Here is a 23270-nt window from a genome sequence, read left to right as displayed (position 1 = left end):
CTGCTCGCCCCGGAGGTCACGCGGCAGCTCGTCGGCCGGTACGCGGCGCGGATCCGCCCGGCCGAGGGCACGCCGGCGGACGTTGGGCTGACGCCGCGTGAGCTGGAGGTGCTGCGGCTGATCGCCGACGGGCTGTCGAACAGCGAGATCGCGGCGCGGTTGGTGATCAGTCAGGAGACGGTGAAGACGTACGTGTCGCGGATTCTCACGAAGCTGGACGTGCGGGACCGGGTGCAGGCGGTGGTGTACGCGTACCGCACCGGCCTGGTCACCTGATCTACCCGCCAGGAACCGACACACCATCGTCGTCGAGAGGTGAGCCGTCCAGGGCGCGATCGGTCTCCGCGGCGGTCAGACGCACGATCACGTCGCCGTCGGAGGTCGGAAAGCGGGTGAAACGCAGCAGGACGAACCCTGAACGGTTGCTGCCCCGCACGCCGTTGCCGAGGGGCATCGTGTGCACACCCTCGACGAGCCATTGATAGAGCGGCTGCGCGTCCGTGTCACGCCAGCCCTTCAAGCCGGCGTGGTGAACCGCCAGGGTCAGCTTCTCCGCCAGGTACTCGGGGTCGCAGACGCTGGTGATCGTCAGATCGAGTTCCGCGAACCGGTGTGCCGGCCCGAAGTGCCACAGTGCCCGCACCTCGCGGACCCCTGGGGTCAGCGGCCGTCCGACGAAAAACCAGTCGTACGCGTCCAGGAAGGGTGCGTGGTGCTTGAGCCAGCTCTCCCTGTCCTGCTCCCGCACGATCCAGGGCAGAGGGATCTCGTTGAACTCGTCGGTCCACACGACTTCGGGAATCTCCCAGGCGTCGAGCCAGGTTCTGACGCGCTCGCGGTTGGCCAGGAACGCGGCTCGCAGTTCATCGCGCTGGCGGCGTCCGGTCATCGGATCACTCTCCGTAGTCCCAATCGAGGCCCCAGATGCGGACATTGCCCTGGTGGTCGCCGGTGACGACGGTGCCGAACGCGTCGTCGGCGCGTATCGCTGTGACCTGGGCGTGGTGACCGTGCAGTGAGCGGATCCGGCGTCCGGCGCGCAGGTCCCAGACGTCGACGGTTTGCTCTCCCGGGTCTCCGGCCACCGCGAACCTCCCGTCGGGCGAGACCACCACCTCCTCGACCCCGGAGAGGCTTCCGGTCGGGTCGTCGAGAGCCCTCCCGTCGAACACCGGCTCTCCGCTCGCGGCGTCCCATACGACGAAGCCGGTCAGCCCGGCGATGACGGCGAGCCGGCGGGAGTCCGTGAAGGCCAACGCCGCCGAGGAGCTGTGCTTGACCCGGTCGAGCTGGTACGACGGGCGCCTGTCACCCGGTCGCCACGCGGTCAGGCGGGTCATCCCGGCCAGCAGCAGCATCCCGGAGGCGAAGCGGATCTCCGTGTGCGGGTCGACGTCCGCAAAGGTCTTCACGGGCTTTCCGGTGTCCATCGACCGGACCTCCACGGCGGCCGTGTCGTGGGTTCGCAGCTGCACGGCGATCGAGCGGGACGCCTCGTCGGCCGTGACGCCGACGATCGTGCCGGGTCCGGTGCGGACCGTCGCGACGCAGGCAGCCGCCTCCAGCGACCACACCGTCGCCAACCCGTGGCCGAAGCCGACCGCCAACAGGTCGCCCGAGATGTCGAGCGTGGTGTTCCCGTCGTCGCGAGGCAGGGCGCCGGCGACCTTGAACCGGGGCTCGAAGGTCGTGGTGTCGTGGCAGGCCACCGATCCGTCCGAGTAGCCGATGATCACGTCCCGGCCGCCCCTGGCGAAGGACAGGCTGGTGGCGGGGTTCCGCCGCTCGGTGACCCCGCCTGCCTTCTCCAGCGTCTCCAGGTCGAAGATCTCGACCTCGTCGACATTGGCGGCGAAGGCGAACAACCGGCCGGAGGCGCCGATGTCGAAGGTGCCACGGGTGAGCATGACATCGGACAGCTCCTGCTCCAGCCAGATGCCGGTCAATCCGGTGCGCCGCAGGTTCCGGCCCAGGGCCCTGGAGGCCCGGCGTAGCCGCGGATGACGTTCGTGGCCGGGAACGGCACGCGCCTCGCGGATCGCGTCCGCTGCGCGCCGATCCTCTCCGGCCGCGATCATCGCCTCGACGCGCTCCATGACCTGGTCGAACGCCCGCTCGTCGCGCGCGAGGGCACCGACCGGGCGGGGCGGCGCGTACGACCGCGGAGCGAGGTGTCCGCTGAGTGGCATGGGAAGTCGGGAGAGCGAGGTCTGGCCACTGTAGCCGTGCGATTCGGCGATGACGGCGTAGCCGCAGTCCCCGCTGAACGCCGTCGCGTCGCGGCGTGAGCCCCGCGCCCAGTCCTTCGGGAAGGTGCGGACGCATCGGCGGATGGCGAGTTCGAGGACCTGAAGGTCTCCGGTCCCGGGGTCGAGCAGAGCCCAGCCGGCCCGGCCGGAGACGCCGAGCATGCGGTATCCGGTCAGCCAGGGGATCTCCCACCGTCGCGGTTCGTCCCAGACCCGCATGTCCACCACGGTCAGGGACTGGTAGCCGGTTCTCAGGACGGTCGACCCGTCCGGCGCCAGGGCGACCTTCTGGCCGTCGCCGTCCATCTCGTCGGCGGGTATGTGCAGCCCCCGCATCCTCGTGTCCCGCAGGGGCCACCACTGCTCCACCCGGTGGTCGACGGCGGAGCCGGGACGACCCAGTGAGGCGGAGACGCAGACCTCGGCGTCCGGGCCGAGGATCACCCGGGTGACAGTGCCGTCGTGGGGGCGGATGCCGGCGACCGGCTTCCACGCGTCGGTGCGGAAGACGAGGACGCGGCCGTCGCCCGTACCCACAGCCGCGAAGCCACCCTCGGGGCTGAGCGCCACGGCTGTTCCTCCGTCCAGCCGGCCTTCGAGGTGGGCCGTGCCGCCGGCGAGCAGCCACCGTTCGACGCGGGAGTCCTGGTAGCAGACGAGGATCCGCGCTCCGGCGTGGTCGATCGCGACGTCGACGGGAGCCGGGCCGGAGGCGGCGAGTTCCGCGACCACCCGGCCCGCGAAGGCGTCCCAGACCCGCACCCGCCCTGACCTCTCGGCCACCACCACGTGTGTCGCGTCGTGATCGCAGGCCATCGCGACGACCTGGCCGGACAGCTGCCCGAACACCTCGAGCGTGCCCCTCGGTTCCAGTCGGGCACAGCGCTCCCGCGCGGCCGCGATCTCCGGCGATCCCGGATGCTTGCGGTCCGCCTCAGCCAGGTGCCGGGCCGCGAGGACGCCGTCACCGCGTTCCATGTGCACCATCGCGGCCAGGTAGTCCGCCTCCCAGGAGTCGCCCGTGGCTCGCAGTTCCGACAGGAGGATCTCGTCGGTGACCAGGCCGTCGGCCCATTTGAGGAGCCCGTGGTTGTAGACCACGCGGACGTTGTGCGGGTCGATCGCCTTGGCCCGCTCGAACATCTCGATCGCGCGGCGTTGGTCGCCGAGGTCCCACAGGGACAGCGCCTTGTTGGACAAGCCGTCGGCCTGGAGAGACGGCGACACCTCGTCGGGGCGCGGGTAGGGACCAGACGCGCAGTCCGCGTAGACGCTGAGCAGGACGGCCTGCGCCTCGGCGATGTCGCCGATCCTCGACCGGGGGTCGCGCACCAGGCAGCCGGACAGGAGGTCGCGCAGCGGCCGCGGGAGATCACCGCGCAGCGTCGTCAGCGCATCCGTACCGTCGTGTCCCCACTTCCAGAGCCGGCGCCCGTGCAGCAGCTCGATCACCGTCAGCGCCCAGGACCACATGTCGCTGGCCCGGCCGATCCGGCCCTCCGGATCGACCTGTTCCGGGGAGCAGTACTGCGGTGTGAAGCCGCCGAGCGTCGCGTACGAAATCTCGTCGCCACCCTGCGGGGGCGCGGAGACGGACGCCTTCGCCTTGGCCGTGCCGAAGTCGGTCACCCTCGCCGTCTCGCCGTCGTACATGACGTTTGAGGGCTTGATGTCCTGATGCACCAGACCTGCCGCGTGCGCGTGGCCGATGCCGCGCAGCATCTGGATCGCGACGTCCAGGGCTCGCCGGAGGTTCCGGCACCGCCCGTCCCGGACCGCCGCGGTCAGGTCACCGCCCGCGACCCATTCGGCGAAGATCACCGGGTACGCGCCGACGCGCTGCACGTAGTTGCAGCCGACCACGTTCGGATGGGGATCGAGGTCGGTCCAGGCCTGCGCCTCCTGGGCGAGCAGATCGAGGATCCCGGGCGCCGAGGCCAGGTCGGGCCGCGGCGTCTTCACCGCGAGGTCGACGCCCCAGGCGAGGTGATGGGCGCGGTAGACGAACCCCGTGCCGCCGGTCTCGACGACCTCCTCGATGCGGAACGTGTCGAGGACGGTCTCCCCCGGCCGCCACCGGATGACCTGCCCCGCGTCCACGCCGAGGCCCTAGTCGACGAGCGCCACGTAGATCGGGCTACCCAGCAGCGTGCCGTCCGGGCCTGGCTTCTCGGCCAGTCGCTTCGCGACGAACTCGACCCGTTGCGCCGGCCCGGGGAGCGCGGCCCCGATCTGCGCCAACGACTCGTGGAAGCGCTCGTCGTCGAACTCGCCCGGGTCGGCTCGCAATTCCTGGAGCTTGCGGAACAGGTACGGCGGGACCGATCCGACCGGTTCGGCGTCACCTCCACCGACCACGTGCGACGCCGACCCGCCGAGGACGATGACCTGGTCGTCGAGCATCCCCGCGAAGACCACGATGCCGGCGGTGGGGAAGACCTGCCAGCGCATCTCCAGGCAGGCCTGGACGTAGGGGCGTTCCTCGTCCGCGGCGCCGATCTGGTCGGCGTCCTGCAGGTGCCGGATGACCTTCTCCAGCTTGTCGAGGTCGTGGCGCTCGGGCAGCACCGCCTTGCGGCTGTAGCGGACGATCTTCAGGTCCACGGCGAGCTCGGTCTCGTGCTGCGCGGAGGAGGCGACCTGTGCCGCCAGAAGTCCGATCTTGAGCTGCGACAGATAGAGGTAGTACTTGAGGCTCAAGATGCACTCCGGTTACGGGGAGACGTCCGAATCCCACCCTACGTGGCGCACGCTCGCGACGCTGACCCTTGATCGACGATGATCGCTGTCCGCGTGGGGCCGCGGAATTGGGGGCGGTTGTGGAGATGAGCTGCCCACGTGTCACCGGCGGCGTTTGTTGATGCTCGGAAGGCCGCCCGACACCGTGCCGATGCTACCGTCCGGGTCGCTCCGGTCGGGTTTCCGCATCGCCTCCACGAACCGCCGGCCCGACAGGTCGGAGGCGTTGAGGTTGGCCGCGATCCGGCCGGCCTGACGCCAACTCCGTAGGCAATCCAACGCCTTCTCATCGTCGGCGACGCCGGTCAGCGCACGGATAGCCGGCATCGCCCAAGACGGGTCGGCGAGCAGGAGTCGGGCGACATCCGCGGGGCTCAGCCGACGCGGCGGCGTGTCGTCCACCGGGACGAGGGAGGCATGGACCTCCTCATCCTCTAGCCACAGCCATACGGGCCTCCTGCCGTCGCCGGCCCGCAGCGCCGGGATCCCCCAGGGGCCGCGCCAGACCGGGTACTCACGCTTCACCGTGGCGCTGGGCGGCGGAGCGCCCTTGCCGCCGACTCGTCGCGGCGCCCGTTTCGGCACCTTGTGGCCTTCCATCTTGAACCGGGCGCCTCCTTGCACCAACGCGACCGCCTCCCCTGCTGAGCACGTTAGCCGAGCCACTGATCTCTAAGGCATCTGACGCGACTGCCTGCGGGATGACGGACCTGCTGCGCCAAGACCGAGCAGCGACATCCGGGAAAAGGGGCGTCAGCGATGGACGCGGCGGGAGCAGGGGCCGTCATGGTCGGCGCGGAGCAGGCACCGCCGGCCGCCGAGCATGAGCAGGTCGCAGAAGACCCGATGGCGTACGTTCTGGTCGTCCTCGGCCGACACGGTCGTCTCACCCGGGTCGGCCTGCGGCAGCACCCCGGTCCACCGTGCCACGACGCGGGCCAGGCGCTGCGCGGCGGGCAGGTCGGCAGCGGTCACCGGCAGATGAATGACCCAGCGCCCGGTCACCGGCGCTCGCCGTTCGCCAGCCGCGCCTGCTCGGACTGCCAGCGCCGCAGCGCCACCTTGATCCGCAGGGTTTCCCGGCGATGCCTGGTGATCTCGGCGTGGAGCGAGGCCATGTCGCCGGCGACCCGGCCGAGGTAGGCGTACACCACGTCGGGGTCGAGGCCGCGGCGCCCGAACCGGGCGGGCGGGAAGCGGCGCTCGCGCACCTGCCACGGCAGCAGCGAGGGGTACGCGGTCGTCCCGCTACCCCGCCCCAGTCGATCGCTACGGTTGCTCATCGGACTGTCCTCCTTGTTGTGGAAGGGGTGGGCTCGCCTGCCCGTCCCACGCCGGCGTGCCCACCCCGCCCTGACACCGCAGCTTCGTTCAGCGGTACGGCACCAGGGCTGCTCAACGGATCACCGATCGACAAGCACAGCGGCCGGGCCGAAGAGATCGCCACGCCGTCGCGCCGGTAGTCATCCTGTGACAGTGCGCAGTGGACGCGCAACGTTCCAAGGGCGCATTTCTGGGGTGTGCATTGACTTATTTCGTGGAAACGAGTAAACGTTGCAGAGCTACGTCACTCGTTGTTGCCGGATGGAACCAGGGAGTGCCCGAATGGCGGAAGACATCGGCTCGACCGTGCCGCGCCGACAGCTCGGCCGGCTGCTACGCCAGTTCCGCAACGAGGCCGGCGTGACTCTCGACGCCGCCGCCGAGGCGCTGGAGTACAGCCGGCAGAAGATCTGGCGCATCGAGTGCGGCCTCGGGCCGGTGCGGGTGCTGGACGTCAAGGCGATGTGCGAGCTGTACGGCGTGTCCGCGGAGATGACCGACGCAATGCGAGGGCTCGCGGCCGAGACGAAGTCGAAGGGATGGTGGCACGCGTACGGGGACGCGGTGCCGAGCTGGTTCGAGCTGTACGTGGGGTTGGAGTCCGCCGCTGCCCACCTACGCCGCTACGACGAATCCTTGATCCCCGGTCTACTCCAAACTCGGGAGTACGCGCTCGGGCTCTTTCATCCGGGCAGCCGGCTGAGCACGGAGGAGCGGGAACGTGCCGTCGAGGTGCGCATGCAGCGACAAGCCCTGCTGACCCGCCGCCTTCCAACGCCCCCGCGACTGGAGGCCGTCCTCTCGGAGGCAGTGCTCCGGCGGCCGGTTAGCGGCATGTCTGTCATGGTCGACCAGCTCAGCCACCTGCTAGGAACCGCCGAACTGCCGAACGTGTCGGTACGCGTGGTGCCGCTTTCCGCCGGGCCGCATCCCGGCGCGGTGGCCGGGTCCTTCGTCATCCTCGACTTCCCCGCCACGAAAGGCGGACGAGCGGCGCCCGAGCCCTCCGTCGTCTACAGCGAGTCACTCACCGGCGCTCTCTACCTGGACAAGCCCGACGAGCTGGCAGCCTACGAGAACACCTGGAAGGGCGTAGATGCTCTCGCATTCGGTGAGGCAGAATCGAGAGACATGATCAAGAGGATCATCGGGGAGATGCGGCATGACTGATCTGACCGGCGCTCGTTGGCGCAAGAGCACCCGTAGCGGCGACAACGGTGGCGACTGCGTCGAGGTATTGACCGACCTTCCCGATACCGTCGCCGTACGAGACTCCAAGGACGCTCTTGGGCCCGTTCTGACCTTCAGTGCCGAGTCTTGGTCTGCTTTCGTCCTGAATATCGGGAAGGGTCACTCGGTCCCCAGTTCACCAGGTCGAGCGAGCCGGTAACGCCCCCTCTCGTCCCGTACAAGATCCGCGTACCGGCGCGCGTGGTGCCCCGGAGCATTGACGCACATACGGGAGATCACATGCGTGCGAACCGTGCTCTCCGCATAAGCGGTACCTCTCGCGAGCAGCAGCCGAACGACCTCCTCGGGCGTGAACGTCCCGTCGGAACTCCGCGCAGCCAGGTCCTTCGCTGCCTGCAGAACTTCATCTCGACATGTCGATCGTCTGCCAGGCGCCACCATCCCAGCCATGCCCTTTGCCATCGTCAGCCCTGCCTGGGAACACCTGAGCCTTGAGTCTTCGCTGCGACCGCCTGTGGCGTTCCCCTCCTACCGCCGCTCTTCCATGACACCTTGCTGTAGGTATCCCAGCGTTCGTCGAGTTCATCGGACACAGCCCGTCCGTCGGGTACGACAGCGAAGTCGCACCCGATCGCCTTCATCTGCATCCAGATGGCGTTGACGATGTCGGCGTACTGGTCTGGATCGACATCGAGCTCAACCGTGATCTTGCGCATTGAATTGCTCCCTCCGATCAGCCCTCAGGGCAGCCTCTTCCAGCCGGTCCAAGTGGGTCAACAGCGCCTCCACCTCGGAGGCGGAGGCGGACCCGGATCCGTGCAACCGAGTGATGTCCCGCCACAGGTTCTGCAGTCCGAGTCGGGCCTGAGCGAAGTCACCGACGCTGGCGGCGAGCATCGCAACCTGCTGACGTAGTGGGAACAACTCGGCTTGGTCTGGTCCCATCGCCTGCTGTTCCTCGGCCAACAGAGCTCTCAATTCCGCCAGGGCTGCGGCCGCCTCGCCCAGCTCCGCCTGGCAGACCGCCGCCTGCTGCCGGCACTGCCAGATCAGCTCCTGATCCGGGGCGGGCCGCTGGGCCAGGTCAACGATGAGCTGTTGAAACTCGGGCAGTGCCTGCCGGAAAGCCCCGGCGAGGACGTGGAGGTTGGCGAGGTTGAGCCGCAGCTCCAGGATCCGCGGCTGCTTGGCCTCATGCCCCTTTCTCAGCGGCCGAATGGCCGTCTCGATCAGTTCAGCTGCCTGGGTGAACCGCTCCTCCTCGGCAAGCGCCCACGCGCGCTCCTCAACCTCGGCCAACTCGTCGAGCGACGGCGGCTCGACGACGTCCACCGCGGCGCGAGGCCGCGCGATGTCGACACGCGTGGATGGCAGCGGCGTCCGGGGCGGGAGCGGGCCAAACGGATACCGGTACGGCATGGTGGGGTCGACCCGCTGCCCACCGGCTACCGCCATCGCGAGGTCCGCGGCCCGCTCTGGCTCGACGGCGCCGAACGGGGCCAGGATCTCGTACACCTCGGCGGCCGAACCGGGACGGTGCTGAGGGTCCTTGGCGAGCAACCCGAAGACGAGTTGCACGAGGGCGTCCGGCACACCGGCGCGGTGCGCCAACACCGACGGCACCTGGTCGTTCATGTGCCGGTGCAGCATGCCGAGCGGATTGTCGGCCCGGTACGGCGGCTTGCCGGTGAGCAGTTCGAAGAGGACGCAGCCGAGGGCGTACAGGTCGGCGCGAGGGCCGACCGCGCTGTTGAGCGCCTGCTCCGGGGCCATGTAGGTGGGTGTGCCGAGGGTACTGCCGGTGGTGGTCAGCCGCGGCACGTCGGCCCCCAGGAGCGCCGCGACGCCGAAGTCGAGCACCTTCACCGCGCCGGCCGGGGTGACCATGACGTTCTGCGGTTTGAGGTCGCGATGGACGAGGGAGGCGGCGTGCGCAGCGGCGAGGACCGAACAGATCTGCGCGCCGATCGCGGCGGCCCACGGAACGGCGAGCCAGCCGCGCTCGGCGATCAGCTCAGACAGAAGCACACCGGGCACGAGTTGCATGACGAGGTAGAGGTCGTCGCCGTGGTGACCGACATCGTGGACGCTCGGCACGCCGGGGTGGTCAAGGCGGGCGGTGACGCGCGCCTCGCGGATGAAACGCTCGATGGCGGTGTCGCGCTCGCTCTCGGACATGGCGAGCTTACGGAGGAACTTGATGGCGACCGGCCGGTCCAGCTTCTCGTCGAAGCCCGCCCACACCTCGCCCATGCCGCCATGACCGAGCGGATACGTCAGTTCGTATCGATCCGCGACTCGTTCCTGCGCGTGCATCCGTCTCCCCCGGCAGCCCTGTCAGACGACACCGACGAGTCGTCGGCTAGTACCGCTCCCCATAGATGTCGAGCAACTCCTGATAAGCCTCCCGGACCGCGTCGTCCGCACCGGGATCGTGCGCCGCGTTCTCGGCCGCCACGGCAGCGAGTTCGAGCGCGTTACGCAGCCGGGTCAGTTCCGCCTCCGTCTCGTCCCACAGCGTTGTCACGCGCTGCCGCTGTTCGGTGAGCGCCCTCCCCACGCTGCTCGTCGAGTCCTCCGCCGGGCTAGGCTGCCGGCGCCCTATCTGAGTACGCAACTGCTGCCGGCGGCTGAGCACATCGCTCGCCTCCCATAGCGCCTGCGCCAGGATCTGCCCGCCCTCTGCCGCATCCATCACACGGCCCACCTCGGGCAGCGCCCGTCCGGCTCGCTCCGCCAACTGCACCAGGTCGAGGAAGTCTTCCCGGTCCTCGGCCTCGGTCAGGGTGTGGTGCAGGGCCGGAAAGGCCGCCTGGTCGGGCGCCTCGATCTGAGGTGGCGGCTTCGTCGCCGTGATGCCGGCGAGCCCGAGGCCCAGCAGGAGCGCGACCAGAAACAGAATGACCAGCAGTGGCGCACCGGAGAAGCAGAGCACCGCGGAGACGAGCACCGCGATAGTGCAGAGCACGACGACGCCGGGAACCTTAGACGGTTCCGGGGCGGTTGGGACCGCCCGCAGGTCGGTGATGCTGCCCCACTTGTGCCGACGTGGCGAGCGCGTCACTTTCAGCGGGGTGAGCGCAGTCATGACCCGGGACTCGTCCACGGCGATCCAGAGGTGGAAGGTGGGCTCGGACGGGGACAACCGTCCTCCTCTCGGCGAGGTGCGAAGGCTCAGGCGATGCCCTTGCGGCGGCGGATCATCTGGTACGCCTGCCGGCGTGCGAACTGGTTGAGCTGCGACCGCAGGCTCTCGTCGTCGAGGTAGCGCTGCATCAGCTTGCCGTTGTCGTCGTGACGGGACAGGATCACGTCCTCGATCCGCTTGTCGCAGACGACGCCGAAGTTGCTCTCGTCGTTGACGAGCGCGGCGGCTTCCAGCGTGCCGTCCTCGGCCAGGGCGACAATCTGCTGCTCGACCCAAACCTTGTCCGCCTCGCCCAGGCCGATGCCGAACCGGTCGTTGAACACGTCGATAAGTTCCGAGAGCGCGACCTTCTCCGGGTCGTGTTGCGAGCCGACACCACCGCCGACGAAGCCGGGCAGCTTCTGTTCCCCTTCGGGGGTCAGCGAGGCGTCGTGCTCACCGGTCTTGCTGACCCGCAGGTGGGTCAGCTGCACCTCGCCGATGTCGACGGACGGGTCCTGCCGTCGCGGGAGCCGGTTGAGCAGCGCCCGTCCGTACAGGTAGAGCCGCTCCAGGTCCTCGTCGTGGTAGGGCACCACCTGGCTGAGGAACGCGTACATCCGGGTGTAGTCGCGCAGCGCGGACCGGAAGCCGTCCGCGGCCTCCGGGTCGTCGGCGGCCAGGGCGTTGAAGCGCTGGACGGCCGGCTCGGTGAAGCGGTAGAGGGCGGCGTGGGCCCGCTGGAGACCGGTCTCCGTGGTCGCCTTCCGCTCCGCCGCCAGCAGTGCCTCGGCGTACGCCTGCATTTCCGAGTCGGCGAGGACCGGGTAGCCCGTGACGGCGTTCTGCGCGGTGTAGAGCAGGTTCGGGTCGGTGGGCGTGGTGGCGGCGGTTTCGAAGTACGGCTTGAACTGCTCGGCGATGTCGCCGGCCTCGTTGACGAAGTCGAGAACGAACACGTCACCCTGGCTCTTGAGCGGATGGGTGCGGTTGAGCCGCGACAGGGTCTGCACCGCGGCGACGTTCTTGAGCAGCTTGTCGACGTACATGGTGGTGAGCAGCGGCTGGTCGAAGCCGGTCTGGTACTTCTCGGCGACGACCAGGATCTTGTACTCGGTGTCCTGCTTGGCCTTCGGCGTACCGGCGTGCTTGTCGTCGGCGGCGGTGTAGCCGAACTTGCCGGGGAGCTCACCCTCGCCGAAGCCGTTGATCCGCGCCTCGGTGTGCTCGACGCCGTCGACCTCCAGGTCGCCGGAGAACGCCACGAGGGAGTCGCAGCCGACGTAGCCCTGCATCTCGACGTACTTCTTGATGGCGGTGTGCAGACGGACGGCGGCCTCGCGGGAGCCGGTGACCACCATGGCCTTGGCGCGCCCGCCGAGGCGCGGCGCGGTGTGCTTGCGGAAGTGCTCGACGATGATCTCCGCCTTCTGGGCCTGCATGGTGGGGTGCAGGCTGGCGAAGCGGGCGAGCTGGGCGCCGGCCTTCTTCGGGTCGACCTCCGGGTCGTCGGGGTTGGCGTTGGCGAGCTTCCAGTACGACTTGTAGGTCAGGTAGTTGCGCAGCACGTCGAGGATGAACCCCTCGTCGATGGCCTGCCGCATCGAGTACGTGTGGAACGGTTGCGGGTTGCCGGTGACCGGGTGCGGCGTGCCGAACAGTTCGAGCGTCTTCGGCTTCGGGGTGGCGGTGAACGCGAAGTACGACAGCGTCTCGTGCCGGCCGCGGGCCAACGCCGACGCCGTGAGCAGGTCTCCCGACTCGTCGACGTCGTCGCTGCCGAGCTTGAGCAGCACCTTCTTCAGCGCGGCAGCCGAGTCGCCGGACTGCGACGAGTGCGCTTCGTCGACGATGACCGCGAACCGCTTCCCCTTGAGGCCCTGCACCTGGTTGAGCACGTAGGGGAACTTCTGCATCGTGGTGATGACGACCTTGGCCGTCTCACCTTGAAGCGCGGCGGCGAGCTGCGCGGAGTCCTTGTCGATCCGTTGCACCACGCCGGGCACGTGCTCGAACTGGAAGACGGTGTCCTGCAACTGCCGGTCGAGGACGACCCGGTCCGTGATGATGATGACCTTGTCGAAGACCGGCACGTTGGGGCGCAGCCCGTCCCTAGTGATGTCGGGCGCGGTGTGCAGGCTGGACAGCCGGTGCGCCAACCAGGCGATGGTGTTCGACTTCCCGGACCCGGCCGAGTGCATGACCAGGTAGTTGTGACCCGACCCGTGGCGGGCCGCGTGGTCGGTGAGCTGGATGACCGCGTGCCACTGGTGGTAGCGCGGGAAGATCAGCGCCTTGGACTCCTTGTCGTAATGTAGGAATCGCCGGACGAGGTCCATGAACACGTCCGGGTGCCAGATCTGCTCCCACAGGTAGGAGCTGCGGTAACCCTTGTCCGTGGCCGGCGGGTTGCCGGCGCCACCGGACACGCCGGGCCCGTTCGATCCGGTGTTGAACGGCAGGAACCGGGTCTTCTCCCCCGCGAGCTTCGTCGTGACGAAGACCAGGTCGGGGTCGACGGCGAAGTGCACGAGGGTACGCCCGGCGAAGATCAGTTCCTTCGGGTCGCGGGTCTTGCGGTACTGCTCCTTGGCGTCCTCGACGGTCTGGCCGGTGAGCGGGTTCTTCAGCTCGGCAGTGGCGAGAGGGATGCCGTTGACGAAGAGGACCAGGTCGAGGGTGTTGTTGTTGCTGGTCGAGTACGCGAGCTGGCGGGTGACGGTGAGGCGATTGGCGCGGTAGAGCTTGAGCGCGTCGTCAGTGATGGCGTGGGCGGGCTTGAAGTAGGCAAGCCGGATGAGCACGCCCTTGTCCTTGACGCCTCGTCGGAGGACATCGAGTGGCCCGCGCTCGTCGATCTGCTTGGCCAGGTGCTGGATGAACTGCCGCTGCGCCACGTCCGGATCGTTCCCGTGATACGCAAGCAGCTTCGCCCACTCGTCCACCTGGGTCGCACCGACGAAGGCGAACAACTCAGCAGCGTCCAGCCCGACTTGCCAGTCGTAGTTGCTGGATGCTACACGCATCCACCCCGAGCCAAGCAGCGCCCCCTGAATAGCTGCCTCAAACGACTGCTCCTGATGTACAAAATTCATACGACCGTCCCCCGCGCTGCCGTCACGTCGATCTGTCCCACGACCGCTGCCGTTATTAGCGCCCGCTTCCGCTCGACCAACAGTGACCGCCCTCGAAGCATAAGCTGATTAAGCCCTGTTAGATAATCCTCAGCCTTATCAAGCTCCTCTGCCCATGCGCGCTGATTGGTCAAATCCGGCACCACAATAGGCACCTTCCGCAGGTCTGCGATATTGACCCCAGTCACAGCAGACCCTGTGATCCGAATCCGCAGCCAATCCTGCGCCCGTCGAGTGCTCAGCGCATGGCGAATGTAGGAACCGAGGGCAACCTTGGAGTCAAGAGAAATTCGCGCGGCATCGCGGGTTACGTTCAGAACCGCAGCGCCGCGGGGAACAATCTGAACACGACCAACGCTCCCACGAATAGCCATTACCAGGTCACCCTCGCGGAGGCGCGACCTCTTGAATTCAGCTTCGATTGCGGGATCAGCACGCCGCAGTCGCGCCAAAGAAATAGGACCACGCATAATGTCGCCCGCCTCTATGAGAGGAACCCCCTCTTCGAGTCGGGGCCCGGGCATCAAGACACCATAGTTTACTGGTCGCGCTTGATCAATGAAGTTAAGGAGTGGCGGACGGAGTCTGCCGCTGTCACCTTCCACCACGGATTCCCGAAATTCTTCGAACCGTTCAACCTCAAGCTCGATTTGCCGTTGACGGAGGGCGATGACCCGGTCCAGTCGGGCGAGTTGCTCGTCCAGGAAGTTCGCGATGCGCCTCTGCTCCTCAAGAGACGGCAACAGGATCCGGTATTCCCCCAGCGCGTCCCACGACGTCCGAGGCATCTTTGCCCCGTAGGAAGTTGTATTCGCCCAGTCTAACCAGGGAGCGGACAGGGTTACGTAGAGGAGGAACCGCGCGTCAACCTCTCGCCCAGGGCGCAACACGAGCATTTCACCCGTCGCCGTACCGGGCACCGACGCCAGGTACGACTTGGCAAGGTATGGCCGGAGCTTGCTGAAAAGCACATCACCGGGCTGATGCAGAACACTGTCCTCTGCCGCCTTGAGGGGCGACCCAGAAACAAGAAGAGTGCCCGTTCCGGGCGAAACATCCTCCAGCCCGATAAACGGCTTCGGGGTACCGTCCGACTTCTCCACGCAGTTCCGGACGACGGCCTTCAGTCGGACAGATTTCACCGTGCAACCTCACCCAACAGCGCCTGAATTTCCGCCTCAAGCGACCTGATCTCGGCGTCGATCTCCGCGAGAGGACGCGGGGGCGTGTAGACGTAGAAGTGACGGGTGAATGGAATCTCGTACCCGACCTTGGTCCTGGGCTCGTCGATCCAGGCGTCGGGGACGTGAGGCATAACTTCGCTCTTGAGGTAGTCGTGGATGTCCTCGTCCAGCGGCACGTTTTCGTTGTCCCGCAGGTCGGGGTCCGGCAGCGGGTTGCCCTTGCGGTCGGTCTGCACCTCGCCCTCCGGGTCACTGACCGAGAACGCCTCCCACACCGCCTTCTCCACCGCCGCTGGCAGCTTGCCCAGCCCGTTCAGCTTCATCGCGAAATCGGCCCGCGTCGCGGACGATGTACCGATCAGCGACTTCGCCGCCGCCAGCAGCGACTCCCGCTCCGCGTACTTGAGGACCGCCTTCGCCTCCGCGAGCAGCGCAACCGTCTCCTCGGTGACCTCAAAGCGCAGCCGCAGCGGCCGCTCGACGGTGATCCGCTGGTAGCCGAAGTCGGTGGTCTTGAAAACTTTCACCTTGGCGTGCTGCGGGTGCTCGGGGTCGTCCGCGATGGACAGTGCGTTCACGTACGCCCGGGTCAGCTCGGCGATGTGCTCATCGGTGAGCATCTTGCGCTTGTCGCCGAGGCTCTTGCGCATCTTGGTCCAGTAGTCGCGGCCGTCGAGCAGCACGACCTTCCGACGACGAGCCTGCTCCTTGCGGTTGGTGAGGATCCAGAAGTACGTGGAGATGCCGGTGTTGTAGAAGAGCTGATCGGGCAGCGCGACGATGCCCTCCAGGAGGTCGTTCTCCAGGATCCAGCGGCGGATCTCCGACTCCCCCGACCCGGCGGCGCCGGTGAACAACGGCGAGCCGTTGAAGACGATAGCGAGGCGGCTGCCGCCGTCCTCGGGGCGCTTCATCTTCGAGATCATGTGCTGGAGGAAGAGCAGCGAGCCGTCGTTGATCCGGGGCAGTCCGGCGCCGAAGCGGCCGGCATGTCCCCGGGCCGCCTCGTCCTTGACGAACTTCTCGACCTTCTTCCACTCCACGCCGAACGGCGGGTTGGCGAGCATGTAGTCGAACCGCTCGCCCTCGTGGCCGTCCTGGTTGAACGAGTTCCCGAAGGCGATCTTCGTCGGGTCGCCGCCCTTGAGCGACATGTCGGAGCGGCAGATCGCGTACGTCTCGCCGTTGAGCTCCTGCCCGTACACCTCGACGGTGGCGTGCGGGTTGTGAGCCTGAATGTGCTCCTGGGCCTCGGTGAGCATGCCGCCGGTGCCGCACGCCGGGTCGTAGATCTTCCGGACAATGCCGGGGGTGACGAGGTCGTCCTCGTCGGGAGCCAGCAGCAGGTTGACCATCAGCCGGATGACCTCGCGCGGGGTGAAGTGCTCACCGGCGGTCTCGTTGCTGATTTCCGAGAAGCGGCGGATCAACTCCTCGAAGACGTAGCCCATCTGGTGGTTGGACACGACGTCCGGGTGCAGGTCGATGTCGGCGAACTTAGCGACCACCTGGTAGAGCAGGCCGGCCTCGGCGAGGCGGCTGATCTGGGCGTCGAAGCCGTACTTGTCCAGCACGTCGACAGCGCCCGGCGAGAACCCGCCGATGTAGGCGCGCAGGTTGAGCGCGACGTGGTCCTGGTCGCCAAGCAGCTTGCGGAAAGACATCTCACTGGTGTTGTAGAACGACAGCCCGGCTGCCCTCCGCAGCACCGGGTCCATGTTCTGCACGCCGGCGTCCTTGAGCTGCTGGTGCCGGGCGAGCACCGCGTCCTTCGTCGGCTCCAGCACGCAGTCCAGCCGTCGCAACACTGTCAACGGGAGGATCACTCGTCCGTACTCGGACTGCTTGTAGTCGCCGCGGAGCAGGTCGGCCACGGACCAGATGAAGTTGGCCAACTCTTGGTGCTTGGTGCTCACCAGTTTCCTTTCGATTGCCTTAAGACAAGCAGTATCACTGCCGTCCTGCATCGTTGTAGTCGCCCACTCGGCCGAAACGATCAACCGAGCGTCAGCGTGTCGTTTCAGGCGGAGGATGCACGGCGGGCCACCGGCCCGCAGGCTTCCGCATCTGTCACCGAAGCGCCGCCCCCGCGTCGGATATCTGACGGAAGGAATGTCCGCCGGGGAATCACCCTGGCCCACCCGTGGGGCAGACCGCGCCGCGGGCCAACCCGTCGGCGGTTAGCTGCACCAGCTCCGCCCCGAGCATCGCCGCCTGCCGCAGTGCCGACTCGAACGCGTGCAGCCGCCGGAACGCCTCCCCGTACCGCCCCTGCTCCTCCCGCGACACCCGCCGCACCTGCGCCCGCCGCACGTCGAACCGCAGCGTCCCCGACAAACTCGACGCCTGCCGCTCATTCGTCGACGTCCGCAACTGCCCGGCCAGGAACCACGAATCCAGCGCCGCCGGATTCGGCCGCAGCAGATACAGGTTGCGCCCCAACAGCGCACCCTCCGCCGTCACCACCTGCGCGACGAGCTGCCGCGCGATCATCGGCACCACCACGTCCCCTGCGGCCAGGGCGATCTCCTGCCCGAGCCGCCCGTCATCCCGCCCTGAGGGCTCACCGCCGCCCAGCACGTCCGGCACGGTCAGCACCGGCCGGCCGTCACCGGCAAGCTCACCCTCGTCGCCGGAAGCACCCCGGATCGGCCCGAGGAGCTGCAACGCGCCGGCCCGAACCAGTTCACCGACCGTGAGGAACTCCCCCTGGCCCTCGTCGGCTACGAGCGTGACCTGCGGCATCAGCGTGGGCAGGTCGGCGACGACGGCGGCGAGGCGCTCGCGTGTGCGTACCAGATGTTCGCCTGTCGCCTCGCCCGCGACGGCGGGCTGACGACGCGCGGGGGTGAGGTCGATCTCCTCGTCGAGCAGTTCGATGACCGGGACGGCGCGGGCGTAGCCGGGCTCGTCGATCTCGCCGTCGTTGGCGAAGAACCGCCAGGTGTCGAGGATCCGGGTGTGGTCGCCGGTGGCGGCGTCGACGAGCAGCGTCCGCGCCGGTGGCGGCGCGTCGGCCGGTGGGCGGCGCAGCACCCACAGGTGCAGGGGTACGCCGTGCGGCGCGGCCGCCCCCGGCGGCAGCGCGATGACGGCGCGTAGCACGCCGCGGCGCAGCAGTTCGGCGCGGATGCGGCGGCCGGGGCGTCGGCCGGCCACGGCGGGCGGCATGAGGAGTACGGCGTGGCCGCCCGGTCGCAGGTGGGCGAGCGCGTGCTGGACCCAGGCCAGCTCCGGTTCGGTACGTGGGGTGGTGCCGACGATCCAGCGGGGGTCGTGGCCGAGTTCCTCGTCGCCCCAGTTGCTGGCGCCGAAGGGTGGGTGGCAGACGACCGCGTCGAATGTGCGTCCGGAGTAGTCGTCGGCGCGCAGCGAATCGCCGGTGGTCACCTCGCCCGGTACGTCGCGCAGCGCCAGCCACAGTCCGGCCATCCGGGCGAGATCGGGATCGAGTTCCTGTCCGTACGCGGAGGTGCAGCCGGCGCGGACGGCGGCGCGCAGTGTGGCGCCGGTGCCGGCGGCGGGGTCGAGGACGGAGCCGCCGGCTACGGCGGCGAGCCCGGCCATCAGGTCGGCGATGTCGTCAGGGGTGGCGTGCGGGCGAGCCGGTCCGGGGGCGGAGAAGCGTTGCCAGAGCGCGTCGAAGGCGCCCTGCGGTCCGAGTTCGTCGGCGAGCGCGTCGATGTCCGGTGCCAGCGCCTTCAGCTGCGGGTCCGCCGGGCGGGTGGGGCGTTGGCCGCGTTGCCGGGTGAGAAGCCGGGCGCCGACGGCGGCGAGCCCGGCGGCCGGTGAGGTGCCGGCTGCGGCGAGGTGTCGCCAGAGCCGGTCGGCGGTGGTGAGTTCCGGGAGTTTGCCCTGGGCGTGCAGCCAGCGCTCGACCTGGGCGAGGTCGAACTCGGGACTGGTGGCGCTGCCGCCGACCGGCTCGGGGAAGTCCCCGTGTCGTTTGCGCCAGTTGCTGACGGCGGCCCGGCCGACACCGGCGAGCCGGGCGATCTCCGCTGCGGTGATTGTCGGTGTCTCCTGCACGTTCGGAGTGTGTCACACCTGTCAAGCATCATGCTTGTTGACAGCGTTCACATATGATGCTCTTATTGACGCCGCCACGTTCACAGCAGGAGGACAACGATGCGCAAGACCACCACGCTCGCCCTGATCGCCGGCGCCCTCGTCGCCCTGGGCTGCGGTGCTGGCACCACCGACGACGCCACCGGCAGCAAGGCGGACGCCGGCACCGAGGTGGCCGCCGGCGACACCGACGGCGGCAAGGCGGACGCCGGCAAGAGCGGCGACAAGCCGAAGACCGCGAAGATCGGCCAGCCGGCCCGCGACGGCAAGTTCGAGTTCACCGTCAAGTCCGCCAAGTGCGGCGTCAGCAAGGTCGGCACGTCGACGTTCGGCGCCAAGGCCCAGGGCCAGTTCTGCCTGGTCACGCTCAACGTGAAGAACATCGGCAAGGAGTCGCAGATGTTCGACGGCAGCAGCCAGAAGGCGTACGCGGCCAACGGCACCGAGTACTCCGCCGACGGTTCGGCCGCCATCTACGCCAACAAGAACGCCGAGACGTTCCTCAACGACATCAACCCCGGCAACCAGGTCACCGGCGTGGTCGTCTTCGACATCCCGAAGAACGTCAAGCTCGCCAAGCTCGAGCTGCACGACTCGCCGTTCTCCGGCGGCGTCACCGTCTCCCTGAGCTGAGCTGAGCTGACCTGCGCCGGCCGGGGCGGGATCCGCGAACCCCGCCCCGGCGCTATCCCACCGCACCACCGCCAGCCCGATTCTCTACGCGAGGAGATCGACATGCGCAGTGCGAACAACCCGGACGACGGCCGCGACCGCCAGTCGCCGCCCGGCACCTACCCGACGACTGTCTACCGGCTCACCGTTCCGGCCACGGACGACGGCCTATGCGCCGCGCTCAACCTGGGCTACCTGCGGCGGCACGGCTTCGAGCCCACCCCGCATCGCGTCCTCGACGCACCGGCGCTGCTGGTGCACGGCAGCGCGCCCCGCGACCGGGCCGAGTGGTGCGGTGTCCTGTCCGGCCTGGTCGGCACCGACGTGACCATCGGCTACAGCAGCGGCGGCGGCGCCCTGCTGCTGGCGGTGGACGACCGGGCATACGCCCTGACCTTCGGCACCCTGGGCCGGTTCATGATCGAGCCGGAGAAGACAGACCCGACGTTCGGCGTCTCCTTCGCCGTGCGGACGCTTCAGCCCGCTGACATCCGCCAGGTTCGCCGCCGGGTGGTGGGTGCCAGCGGCCGGGTGGACCGCAGCATGGTTCCGGGTGGCCAGCCCATCTGGAGGTACGGCATCGACAAGTGGGGGGAGATCGTCGGCCAGGTGTCCGGCCGCGTCGACAACCCGAACCTGACCGCGTGCCAAGGTGCGCGCGCTGCGGTGAGGGTCGAAGGCAGCGACGCGCTGCGCATCCCTCTCGGCGTCTCCCCCGAGCGGCTGCTCGCCGATCTGCGGGAGATCGACCGGGTGTGCCGGCAGGAGTCGCCGCTCGCCGACCTGGAGTTCATCGAGCAGATCCGGCCGCTGCGCCCCAACGACTCTCGGCACCCGGCGCTGGTCGAGGTTCTCGACCGGCGGCTGGGCCTGCCCGACCCTCCGGATCTCGGCGTGGCGGTGCCGGGCAGCCTGGTGGCCGACGTCGAGCACGTCGGTTCGTACCGGGTCCGCGTGCCCCGGTCCGGGCGACGCCCGATCCTGACCACGGACCTGGACCTGTCGACCGTCCTGTCGCACACCGTCCACGCCCTCGACGGTGACCGGTGGACCGGGCTGCGCAATGGCACGCTGACGCTCTACGCCGACGCCGCCGGTACCGAGGAGATGGCATCGACGCCGGTGTCCCGGTGGATCACCGCCGAGGTCGCCGTCGGCGGCAGCCACATGCTGCTGCACGAGGGGCAGTGGTACGAGATCGGCGACCGCCACCGCGAGTTCCTGCGCCAGGAGGTGACCCGCATCCTGAACCGGCCGGCCAGCGTCGTGTTGCCGCCGTGGACAGAGGAGCTGGCGAACGAGGACTGCTACAACCGCGAGGCAGCAAAGAAGCACCCGGGCCTGGTGCTGCTGGACAAGAAGCTCCTCCGCACCCGGCAGCATCCCCGGGGGATCGAGGCGTGCGACCTGCTCGGACCGAACGGTGAGCTGATCCACGTCAAGCGGGCATCGGGCAGCTCGCCGCTCAGTCACCTCTTCGCGCAGGGCGTCACGTCGTTCGACGCGTTGCGCTACGACAAGCAGGCGCGTAACCGATTCCGCGACCTGGTGCGCGCGCAGCCGGGCGGGCCGGACCTGCCCGAGGACTTCCGCCCGCGCACCGTGGTCTACGCCATCGCCCTGAGTGCCGGCCGCACCGTCACCGCGGAATCGCTGTTCACGTTCGCGCAGGTCGCGCTCTACCAGGCGGTGAAGACGCTGCGCACGGAGGGCGTCGACGTCGAGGTCGTCGCCATCCCACCCGCCTGACCGGCACCGCTTCCGGATCCGACCGCCCGGCGCACCGCGCACCCTCCGGGCCGGTCACCCCTGCCTGCCGCCGCGCCATCGACCACCCAGGAGGAACGATGCGACCCGACGAGTTCCGCCACGCCCTGAGCCTGCTCCCCGCTGCCCTGCACGAGCGCGCGCTTCCGCTTCGCCGGTGCGTCGTCCACATCGCCTGCCCGCCGTGCCGGCGCGTCGGCGACGCGGTCACACTCGCGCTCGCCGCGGCTCACTACGGCCGGCTCACCTCGGCCGGGCAACTCCTCGACAACGCCGTCCGGCTCGCCGAGGAACACGGCACAATCCGTCCCCCGCAACCCGATCCGTCACCCGGCCACGGCCTGCCCGTCCAGTGGACGGCGGTGCCCGCGCCGGTCGTCGCCAGGACTGGCGCCAGGCGGCGGCGCCGCACGGGTGGCATCGCGTACGCGACCGGACGGTGGACCCGCCGGGTCACCAGTCGCGGGCCCAGTCCGGCGGCGGTACGACGGCGAGCTGCGGCTCCCCGCTGATCGGTTCGAGCGCGTGCACAATCCGCAGGTCCCCGTCGGCGGCGGTGTCGGAGTCGGTCAGCACCCGGCCGCTGCTGCCGTCGGTGCTGACCAGCAGCCACCGGTCGGGGTGGATGCTGCCGTCGTCGACGAGCGCCCGTACGCCGAACTCGCGGGCGAGGGTGACCGCGAGATCACGCTCGCCGTGGTCGGTGGCGGCGGCCAGTTCGGTGTCGCCGGTGAGGATCCAGCCGAATCCCTCGTCCGCGTCGGGCGGGGTGAGCATCGCCACCGGGCGCGGGTCGTCGACGGCGCGGTCCTCGACCCGACCGACGTACACGCTCTCCGGCGCGACGCCGTACTCCGTCAGCAGGAACCGGCGGAGGGCGTCCGCCGGCAGCTCGGCCTCGAAGTGGATCCGATATCGCACCCCTGCCCCTCTCCGAAGCCGAGCCCGATCCGTCACAGTGTCTTGCCTCGGCGGCCCGCCGGGGAGTTGGCTGTCGAGTATGGCCCGCATTGCGTACCACGACGCTGACGCCGAGGCGTTCGCCGAGACCCGGCACCTCACCGACGACGGTCTCACGGCCTGGCGGGCCGCCGTCGCCCGGCATCTCACCCCGCGCTCCGGGATGCGACTGCTCGACCTGGGTGCCGGGACGGGTAGCTGGGCACGCGCGTTCATCGACTGGTTTCCCGGCGTCGAGGTGGTCGCCGTCGAGCCGTCGGCGGCGATGCGCGCCCGCTGTGTGTTCGCGCCGCTCGTCGCAGGCGACGCCGGGCACCTCCCTCTGGCCGGCGGCAGTGTCGACGGCGCCTGGCTGTCCACGGTCATCCACCACGTGCCCGACCTGGCCGCGACGGCACGCGAGCTGCGCCGGGTGCTGCGTCCCGGCGCCCCGGTGCTCATCCGGTCCGCGTTCGCCGGTAGGCACGAGGCGATCACGCTGTTCGACTACTTCCCGGAGGCGGTCCGCGTGCTGGACACGTACCCGAGCATCGCCGACGTCGGGGCCGCCTTCGCCGCCGCCGGCTTCGCCACCGCGGCGGTCGAGGCGGTCCCGCAGGTCACCGCACCCTCGCTGCGGGAGGCGGCGGCCGGCCTGCGCCGGGAGGCGCACACGCCGCTTCAGCTCATCACCGATGCGGAGTACGCCGCCGGCATCCAGCGGCTACGCGAGGCAGCAAGGACGGTCGACGGTCCGGTCGTCGACGCCCTCGATCTGCTCGTGCTGCGCTGAAACACGCGGTTAGGGTGGAGCGATGGATCATCGTCAGTGGACGGTCGTCGGCGCGCCGTCGAGCGCCGGCGCGCACACCCCGGG

At 69.0% G+C, this 23270-nt stretch carries 20 protein-coding genes; 6 read left to right on the top strand and 14 right to left on the bottom strand.

What is annotated here, in order from left to right:
* Nucleotides 1–276, top strand: a 276-nt coding sequence (locus KBX39_RS02395) for a response regulator transcription factor (protein ID WP_210868986.1), incomplete at its 5' end; no start/stop codon positions are given.
* 1 nt (nt 277) lies between these two features.
* Here KBX39_RS02395 and KBX39_RS02390 read toward each other — a convergent pair.
* The 6 genes from KBX39_RS02390 to KBX39_RS02365 all read right to left on the bottom strand — a co-directional run bounded on the left by KBX39_RS02390 (nt 278) and on the right by KBX39_RS02365 (nt 6271).
* The gene (locus KBX39_RS02390; RefSeq protein WP_210868984.1) at nt 278–889 is read right to left on the bottom strand and encodes a hypothetical protein; all 612 of its coding nucleotides are present in this window, start codon (nt 887–889) and stop codon (nt 278–280) included.
* A 4-nt stretch (nt 890–893) separates the two neighbouring features.
* Nucleotides 894–4349 carry a serine/threonine-protein kinase gene (locus KBX39_RS02385; RefSeq protein ID WP_210868982.1) on the bottom strand — a complete coding sequence of 1152 codons (3456 nt, stop codon included), beginning with the start codon at nt 4347–4349 and terminating at the stop codon, nt 894–896.
* Nucleotides 4350–4358: 9 nt separating this feature from the next.
* Nucleotides 4359–4949: an SAVMC3_10250 family protein gene (locus KBX39_RS02380; RefSeq protein ID WP_210868981.1), complete on the bottom strand. Its 591-nt coding sequence runs from the start codon at nt 4947–4949 to the stop codon at nt 4359–4361.
* Nucleotides 4950–5090: 141 nt separating this feature from the next.
* Complete coding sequence (locus KBX39_RS02375) at nt 5091–5588, bottom strand: hypothetical protein (RefSeq protein ID WP_247659804.1); 498 nt, start codon at nt 5586–5588, stop codon at nt 5091–5093.
* Between the two features lie 153 nt (nt 5589–5741).
* Nucleotides 5742–5993 carry a hypothetical protein gene (locus KBX39_RS02370; protein ID WP_210868978.1) on the bottom strand — a complete coding sequence of 84 codons (252 nt, stop codon included), beginning with the start codon at nt 5991–5993 and terminating at the stop codon, nt 5742–5744.
* Nucleotides 5990–6271 carry a DivIVA domain-containing protein gene (locus KBX39_RS02365; RefSeq protein ID WP_210868976.1) on the bottom strand — a complete coding sequence of 94 codons (282 nt, stop codon included), beginning with the start codon at nt 6269–6271 and terminating at the stop codon, nt 5990–5992. Before KBX39_RS02365 ends, KBX39_RS02370 begins: the two co-directional genes overlap by 4 nt.
* 322 nt (nt 6272–6593) lie before the next feature.
* On the opposite strand from KBX39_RS02365, the gene KBX39_RS02360 reads away from it, so the two are divergent.
* Together KBX39_RS02360 and KBX39_RS02355 are read left to right on the top strand one after the other, a co-directional pair.
* On the top strand, nt 6594–7481 hold the full coding sequence (locus KBX39_RS02360; protein WP_210868974.1) for a helix-turn-helix transcriptional regulator: 888 nt from the start codon (nt 6594–6596) through the stop codon (nt 7479–7481).
* Complete coding sequence (locus KBX39_RS02355) at nt 7474–7701, top strand: DUF397 domain-containing protein (RefSeq protein WP_210868972.1); 228 nt, start codon at nt 7474–7476, stop codon at nt 7699–7701. The genes KBX39_RS02360 and KBX39_RS02355 overlap by 8 nt, the downstream gene beginning before the upstream one ends.
* 265 nt (nt 7702–7966) lie before the next feature.
* On the opposite strand, the gene KBX39_RS02350 is transcribed toward KBX39_RS02355, so the two are convergent.
* The 7 genes from KBX39_RS02350 to KBX39_RS02320 all read right to left on the bottom strand — a co-directional run bounded on the left by KBX39_RS02350 (nt 7967) and on the right by KBX39_RS02320 (nt 18976).
* On the bottom strand, nt 7967–8218 hold the full coding sequence (locus tag KBX39_RS02350; RefSeq protein ID WP_210868970.1) for a hypothetical protein: 252 nt from the start codon (nt 8216–8218) through the stop codon (nt 7967–7969).
* Complete coding sequence (locus KBX39_RS02345; protein ID WP_210868968.1) at nt 8199–9818, bottom strand: serine/threonine-protein kinase; 1620 nt, start codon at nt 9816–9818, stop codon at nt 8199–8201. Before KBX39_RS02345 ends, KBX39_RS02350 begins: the two co-directional genes overlap by 20 nt.
* 46 nt (nt 9819–9864) lie before the next feature.
* On the bottom strand, nt 9865–10647 hold the full coding sequence (locus KBX39_RS02340) for a hypothetical protein (RefSeq protein ID WP_210868966.1): 783 nt from the start codon (nt 10645–10647) through the stop codon (nt 9865–9867).
* Between the two features lie 29 nt (nt 10648–10676).
* Entirely contained in the window at nt 10677–13655 is a 2979-nt protein-coding gene (locus KBX39_RS02335) for a type I restriction endonuclease subunit R (RefSeq protein WP_247659803.1), read from the bottom strand.
* Between the two features lie 65 nt (nt 13656–13720).
* Nucleotides 13721–14905 (bottom strand): restriction endonuclease subunit S, encoded by a 1185-nt coding sequence (locus tag KBX39_RS02330; RefSeq protein ID WP_210868961.1) that lies wholly within the window; start codon nt 14903–14905, stop codon nt 13721–13723.
* Complete coding sequence (locus KBX39_RS02325) at nt 14902–16863, bottom strand: class I SAM-dependent DNA methyltransferase (protein ID WP_312245630.1); 1962 nt, start codon at nt 16861–16863, stop codon at nt 14902–14904. Before KBX39_RS02325 ends, KBX39_RS02330 begins: the two co-directional genes overlap by 4 nt.
* A gap of 211 nt (nt 16864–17074) precedes the next feature.
* Complete coding sequence (locus KBX39_RS02320; RefSeq protein WP_210868957.1) at nt 17075–18976, bottom strand: N-6 DNA methylase; 1902 nt, start codon at nt 18974–18976, stop codon at nt 17075–17077.
* A gap of 99 nt (nt 18977–19075) precedes the next feature.
* Here KBX39_RS02320 and KBX39_RS02315 point away from each other — a divergent pair, with 99 nt between their 5' ends.
* Together KBX39_RS02315 and KBX39_RS02310 are read left to right on the top strand one after the other, a co-directional pair.
* Entirely contained in the window at nt 19076–19648 is a 573-nt protein-coding gene (locus KBX39_RS02315) for a DUF4352 domain-containing protein (RefSeq protein WP_210868955.1), read from the top strand.
* A gap of 102 nt (nt 19649–19750) precedes the next feature.
* Nucleotides 19751–21436, top strand: a complete 1686-nt coding sequence (locus KBX39_RS02310; RefSeq protein WP_210868953.1) for a DUF6119 family protein — start codon at nt 19751–19753, stop codon at nt 21434–21436.
* Between the two features lie 471 nt (nt 21437–21907).
* Here KBX39_RS02310 and KBX39_RS02305 read toward each other — a convergent pair whose 3' ends face one another.
* Nucleotides 21908–22375 carry a hypothetical protein gene (locus KBX39_RS02305; RefSeq protein ID WP_312245626.1) on the bottom strand — a complete coding sequence of 156 codons (468 nt, stop codon included), beginning with the start codon at nt 22373–22375 and terminating at the stop codon, nt 21908–21910.
* 79 nt (nt 22376–22454) lie between these two features.
* Here KBX39_RS02305 and KBX39_RS02300 point away from each other — a divergent pair, with 79 nt between their 5' ends.
* Nucleotides 22455–23186 (top strand): class I SAM-dependent methyltransferase, encoded by a 732-nt coding sequence (locus tag KBX39_RS02300; RefSeq protein ID WP_209961770.1) that lies wholly within the window; start codon nt 22455–22457, stop codon nt 23184–23186.
* Nucleotides 23187–23270 lie beyond the last annotated feature (84 nt).

The organism is Micromonospora sp. D75, assembly GCF_018070405.1.
GTDB lineage: Bacteria > Actinomycetota > Actinomycetes > Mycobacteriales > Micromonosporaceae > Micromonospora > Micromonospora chalcea.
This window is presented reverse-complemented; position numbering and strand designations above follow the sequence as displayed.

Coding starts and splice junctions, on each gene's coding strand:
- KBX39_RS02390 (WP_210868984.1), bottom strand. CDS start 889: ATGACCGGACGCCGCCAGCGCGATGAACTGCGAGCCGCGTTCCTGGCC.
- KBX39_RS02375 (WP_247659804.1), bottom strand. CDS start 5,588: ATGGAAGGCCACAAGGTGCCGAAACGGGCGCCGCGACGAGTCGGCGGC.
- KBX39_RS02365 (WP_210868976.1), bottom strand. CDS start 6,271: ATGAGCAACCGTAGCGATCGACTGGGGCGGGGTAGCGGGACGACCGCG.
- KBX39_RS02360 (WP_210868974.1), top strand. CDS start 6,594: ATGGCGGAAGACATCGGCTCGACCGTGCCGCGCCGACAGCTCGGCCGG.
- KBX39_RS02355 (WP_210868972.1), top strand. CDS start 7,474: ATGACTGATCTGACCGGCGCTCGTTGGCGCAAGAGCACCCGTAGCGGC.
- KBX39_RS02350 (WP_210868970.1), bottom strand. CDS start 8,218: ATGCGCAAGATCACGGTTGAGCTCGATGTCGATCCAGACCAGTACGCC.
- KBX39_RS02345 (WP_210868968.1), bottom strand. CDS start 9,818: ATGCACGCGCAGGAACGAGTCGCGGATCGATACGAACTGACGTATCCG.
- KBX39_RS02335 (WP_247659803.1), bottom strand. CDS start 13,655: ATGCGTGTAGCATCCAGCAACTACGACTGGCAAGTCGGGCTGGACGCT.
- KBX39_RS02315 (WP_210868955.1), top strand. CDS start 19,076: ATGCGCAAGACCACCACGCTCGCCCTGATCGCCGGCGCCCTCGTCGCC.
- KBX39_RS02310 (WP_210868953.1), top strand. CDS start 19,751: ATGCGCAGTGCGAACAACCCGGACGACGGCCGCGACCGCCAGTCGCCG.
- KBX39_RS02300 (WP_209961770.1), top strand. CDS start 22,455: ATGGCCCGCATTGCGTACCACGACGCTGACGCCGAGGCGTTCGCCGAG.